Raw genomic sequence first — 5688 nt, forward strand, 5'->3', positions numbered from 1 at the left:
CCCGCCCGGCCCGAGCAGCCGGGCCAGCAGGGACAGCAGGGGGCCGCCGAGGGTGTCGCCCACGGTGCCCTGGGCGCTCCAGGCGGCGCTGACCCGCCCCAGCAGGGCATCGGGGGTGCGCCGGGCAATGATGCTGTAACGGAAGATCTCGGCCAGCACATCCCCCACCCCGGTCAGCGCCATGGCTGCCAGTGCCAGCGGCAGCGACTGCGCGAGCCCCAGGGCCAGCACTCCGAGGCTGGAGGCCAGCAGCACCAGCAGCAGGATCCGCCCCACATGCCGTACCCGTCCGGTCCATCCACTGGTCAGCGATGCGAGCAGCGCCCCGGCGGCGGGTGCCGAGTACAGCAATCCGGCAGCTTCGGCGCCCAAACCCAGCTGACGTTCGGCGAATTCGGGGATCAACACGTACGGGGAGGCGCACAGCAGCTGGATGAAGCCCAGCAGCATCACCGCGCCGACCACCCGTTCGCGCGCCACGAAGACCAGCCCCTGGCGGGTATCGGCCCAGGCGGTGGCCAGGGTGCGGCGCAGCGCGGCGAGCGCTCCGGGTTGCTGCTCCCTGTCCGGTGGGGTTGGCGCGTCCTGCGGGTCGGGTCGCAGCGCGGGCAGCTTCCACAGCAGCCCGAGGCTCACCACGCTGGCGGCGATCACCCAGAGGTAGAGCCATCCCGGACCGATCACGGCGTAGAGCAGCCCACCGAGCGCCGGGGTGAAGACCATCCCCAGGTCCAGGCTGATGGCCATCAGCGCGCTGGCCGCCGGAAGCTGGGCCTCGGTGACGGTGCCCGGCACGGTGGCCGAAAGCGCGGTGGCGCTGATCCCTCCGGCCAGCCCGTCAACGATGGCCGCCAGATGGAATGCGGCCAGCAGCGGGTCGGGCAGAAAGGCGTTGACAGCCAGCAGCGCGAACCCGGCCACCGCGGCTGTCCGAGCGGCAAGGATGACCCGGCGCCGGTCCAGACGGTCGGCGAGCAGCCCGCCGGACAGGGCGCCGGCGAACCCAGACAGCCCCATCACGGTGAGCACCAGGGCGACCTGTATCGAAGACCCGGTCAGCTCGTAAACCTGCAGCGGCACCGCCGCCCCCATAACCCCGATTCCGGCGATCGAGACGGTACGTCCCCAGAAGATCAGGCAGAACGAGCGGCTGCTGCGCAGCGGCGCCAAGTCGATTGCATGGCGGCGCAGCCAGCCGATCACCGCGCGGCTTCCCGCGGGGTGATGTCGGCCCAGTGTTCCTCGACATAGGCGTTGGCCGCCTGAAGATCACCAGGTCCGAAGACCTGATTCCAGCCGGCGGGGACGGCTGCGAAGTCGGGCCACAGGCTGTGCTGTCCCAAGTCGTTGACCAGGACCAGGAAGCTGCCGTCCGCGCGGTCGAAGGGATTCATGGTGTTTCTCCTTGAAATTCGGGGGTTATTGATTGGTTAGCGGCTATTGCTTGGTTAGCGGTTCTTGACCGGCTGGTTGTTGCTCAGGAGCCGAGCTTCTGCGGCGGCCAAGTCTTCGCGCAGCTGCGGGCCGATGGCTCCCAGCGCGGCGGGACTGGTCATGTCGTGGTGTCCGGCCTCGACCAGTTGCTGGGCGAAGGCTCCGGCGGCGTGGGCCCGCCAGCCCTCGGCCGCCCGCAGCGGCTCGCTGGCCGGCACCCCGTGCCGGGAGATTGTGGCGGTGTACAGCCGCGTATCCGCGGCCACCTGGCGGTATTCGGCTTGCGCGAGCACCTTGACGCTGTAGCGGTAGGAGTCAAGGATCGCCTCCAGCATGTCGCTGGCGAAGTGGCTCCAGATCCCCTCCCCCTCGGCGAGGAACTCCAACACGTCCTCGCGCTGGTAGGGCGCGGTGAGCCATTCGGGCAGTTCGCGCAGCGAGCCGGCCAACAGGAAGTTCAGCGCGTCCTGTTCCAGGCCGGTCGCATCCTCCGGAGCCGGGCCTTGCCGGCCGGTCGCGGTCACCGCCTCGGCATCCAGCAGCGAAAGGGTCAGCACCTTTTCCCCGGCGGCCCCCAGTGCCCCGGCAACCATGTGCGCCAGGTGCGCCCCGAAGGACCAGCCCAGCAGATGGTAGGGACCCTGGGGGTGGCGCCGGCGGATCTGGGCCACCATGGCATCGCGCAACGCTGCCATGTCGCGCGGGGCCGGCCCGGATAGCCGCGGAGACTGCAGTGCGATGATCTCCCGCCCCTTGCCCAGGTGCCCCGCCAGTCCCGCATAGCTCCAGCCCAGCCCGCCCGCCGGATGGAAGCAGTACAGCGGTGCGGCGCCGGTGCCGGAGGTCAGCGGCAGCACGACGTCAAAGGACGAATCGGTGCCGCTGCCCAGCTTGGCGGCCAGCAGTTCCGCGGTGGGGGCCGCGGCCAGGGTTCCGACGTTCAGCGGAACCTCGAAGCGGGCGCGCAGCAGCGAGACCGCGCGCATGGCCTTGAGCGAATCCCCGCCGAGCAGGTAGAAGTCGTCCTCGGCGTGCACCGAGTCCACCCCGAGCACCTGGGCGAACACCTCGGCGACAACTTCCTCGGCGGCCCCGGACGGGGCGCGCCCGGCGCTGGGAGTGGGCAGCGGCAGCGCGGCCACATCCAGTTTGGTGTTGGAGGTCAGCGGCAACCGCTCGATCGGCACCAGGTGGGCCGGGACCATGTAGTCCGGCAACTCGCGGCGGGCCCGGGCACGGATCGCCTCGAGCAGCCGCGCCTCGTCCTGTTCGGGGCTGCGGGCCGGCACCACATATCCCACGAGCGCCAGGTTGCCCTGGGGCATGCGCCGGGCCAGCACCGCGGCGGAGGCCACCCGCGGGTCGGCGGCGATGACCGCCTGCACCTCGCCCGGTTCGATACGGTAGCCGCGGATTTTGACCTGGGAGTCGGAGCGGCCGTGGAAGCGCAGCTGCCCGGCCTGATCCCGGCTGACGATGTCACCGGTGCGGTACATCAGGGTTCCGGCCGGCCCGTAGGGGTTGGCCACGAACCGGGAGGCGGTCAGGGCCGGGCGCGCCACGTAGCCGTGGGCCAGTCCGTCCCCCGCGAGGTAGAGCTCGCCCGGGGCGCCGTCGGCGACCGGGCGCAGCGCGGTGTCCAGCACGTACGCGCCGGTGTTCTCGATGGGCCCGCCGACCACCGGCACGGCACTGTCGTTCGTGCCGGCGCCCAGCGCGTTGATGGTGTATTCGGTGGGCCCGTAGAGGTTATATCCCTCACTGACCGGGTCGTGGCGCAGCGCGTCCCAGACCTCCGAGCCCACGGCCTCGCCGCCCAGCAGCACCAGCGCCGGGTGGTGCTCCCCGGCCTGCAACAGCCCCTCGGCCAGCAGCGCGGAGGCCACCGACGGGGTCACGTTGATGACATCCACCCGATGCTCGCGCAGATAGCCGACCATTTCGGCGGCGTCGCGGCGCAGCGATTCATCCAACACGTGCACTGTATGCCCCTCGATGAGCCAGAACAGCTCCTCCCAGGACATGTCAAAGGCGAACGAGACGGTGTGGGCGATGACCAGGGCGCGCTCGCCCACCCGGGCGATGGCCGGGTCGAAGATCTCCCGGCGGTGGTTGGCCAGCATGTTCACCAGCCCGCGGTGCGGCACCGCCACGCCCTTGGGCTCCCCGGTGGAGCCCGAGGTGAACATCAGGTATGCGGTGTCCGCATGGCAGTAGCCGGGGTTCAGCTCCACGGCGGCGGGCATGTCATTCATCTCCTGCGCGGCGGGTCTCAGCACCCGGGCCCCGGAGGCCTCCAGCACCGCGGCATCGCGCGGGGAACCGGGATCCAGCAGCACCGCGTCGGCACCGGCGGTGGCCAGCATCTTCGCCGCCCGCGCGTCCGGGTAGGCCGCGTCCAGCGGAATGTAGGCGGCGCCCACCGCCAGCACCGCGAAGATCGCGGTCACGAACCCGGATCCGCGCGGCAGCCCGATGCCGATCCTGGATCCGTGACCGATCCCCTGCCCGCGCAGCCACGCGCCGGTGGACGCGACCTGCTTCCACAGCCCGGCGTAGTCAAGGATGTCCGGGCCGTCCACCAGGGCGGGGCGCCGCGGGTGGTCGGCGGCGGTCTGTTCCAGCAGCTGAATCAGGGACGGCTCGGGCAGCTGGCGCTCGCGTCCCTGCAGTGCGGCCGAGCCCGCCGCGGGGGTGGCTGCCAGCGCCCGGCCGAGCGCGGCGTGGGGATGCGCGGCGAGCGCGGTCAGCGTGTCGATGACCGATTCCAGGATGCCGGCGGCGGCCGGCTGGTCGAATTGCTCGCCCTGGTAGGCAAGGATCAGCCGGTAGGGGTCTCCCGGGTGCACGATGAAGGTCAGCGGGTAGTGAGTGGCGTCTCCCCCGTCGATGTCGAGCAGTCCGGTGTCGCGGCTGAGCGTGTCCAGCGCCGCGTCATCCTCCGGGGTGTTGCGCATGACGTAGAGGGTGTCGAACAGGGTCCCGATGCCGGCGTCCTGCTGGATCGTGGACAGCCCCACGAACTGGGCCTGCAGCCCCTCGCCCTGGCGCTGCTGCACCTGGCGCAGCAGCTGGTCGACCGTGGTGTGCGGGTTCAGCTCGGTGACCACCGGCACGGTGTTCAGGAACAGCCCGACCATCTCGTCCACCCCGGCCAGCTCCGGCGGGCGGCCCGAGACGGTGGAGCCGAAGACCACGGTGTCCTGGCCGGTGAGCCGGCGCAACGCCAGCGACCAGGCCAGCGAGTACACGGTGTTGATCGAGACCCGGGCGGTGCGGGCCAGGGCGACGAGCTTTTCGCTCAGCCCCTGCGGCAGGTCCGATTCGATGACCTCCGGCAGCACGGTGGAGCGTTCGGCCGCCTCGGGGGCGACCAGGGTTCCGCCGCTCAACCCGGCGAGCTGGTCACGCCACACCGCGCGGGCGGCGTCCGCGTCCTGCCCGGCCAGCCATTGCAGGTAGTTGCGGAACTGGGCCGGCTCGCCCAGCGATTCGTCGCGTCCCCCGGCCCGGTAGTGCCCCAGCAGCTCGGTGACCAGCAGGGCGTCGGACCAGCCGTCGAGCAGGATGTGGTGGTTGGTCACCACCAGGGCCCCCTGCCCGCCGGGCAGGGCCGCGTAGACGAAGCGGATCAGCGGCGGACGGTGCATGGAGAACTTGCGCTGGCGTTCGGCCACCTGCAGGCGCTCGAGTTCGCGCTCGGCTTCGGCGCAGCCTGCCAGGTCGGCTTCCTGCCAGGGCAGTTCGACCCAGGCCGGGATGAACTGGACCGGTTCGTCGAACTGCTCGTGGGCGAACCCGGCGCGCAGGATCGGATGGCGCTGAAGCAGGCTGGCGCAGGCCGCTCGCAGGGCTGGTACGTCCACGGGTCCGGCAAAGCGGTAGGTGGACTGCATGGTGTACACGTCCAGCGCCTCCGGGTCGGCCAGGGCGTGGAAGAGCAGCCCGGATTGCAGCGGCGCCAGCGGGAGCACGTCAATGATCGCCGGTTCCTCGGCTTGGGGTGCGGCGGTGGTGGCGGTCACTTAGTTTCCTCTCAACAGGTCGGTCAGCGAGGCCATGGCGGCCCCGTCCAGGGAAATCATGGGCCTTGCGGCGCCCGGGGCGGCTGGCGCCGATTCCCCGACGGCGGCCGGGGCAGATGCCTGCGGCTCGTCCTTGGCCCGCGGCAGCGGTGTCAGCTGGCGGGCGAGGTCCGCGGCGATGGGGTTGGCGAAGACCTGGGAGATCGTCGCCCGGTAGCCGCGGCCGCGC

4 protein-coding genes are annotated in these 5688 nt (G+C 71.2%); all 4 read right to left on the bottom strand.

Going from position 1 to position 5688, the window contains the following annotated elements; translation table 11 throughout:
• Positions 1 to 1203: enterobactin transporter EntS (gene entS, locus RCJ92_RS14745; protein ID WP_446754961.1), on the bottom strand; the 1203-nt coding region annotated here is incomplete at its 3' end.
• Positions 1200 to 1394: an MbtH family protein gene (locus RCJ92_RS14750; RefSeq protein WP_446754962.1), complete on the bottom strand. Its 195-nt coding sequence runs from the start codon at positions 1392 to 1394 to the stop codon at positions 1200 to 1202. The genes RCJ92_RS14750 and entS, both read right to left, overlap by 4 nt.
• 54 nt (positions 1395 to 1448) lie before the next feature.
• On the bottom strand, positions 1449 to 5459 hold the full coding sequence (locus RCJ92_RS14755) for an amino acid adenylation domain-containing protein (protein ID WP_446754963.1): 4011 nt from the start codon (positions 5457 to 5459) through the stop codon (positions 1449 to 1451).
• Positions 5460 to 5688, bottom strand: a 229-nt coding sequence (locus RCJ92_RS14760) for a hypothetical protein (RefSeq protein WP_446754964.1), incomplete at its 5' end; no start/stop codon positions are given.

The organism is Glutamicibacter sp. BSL13 (assembly GCF_052928425.1).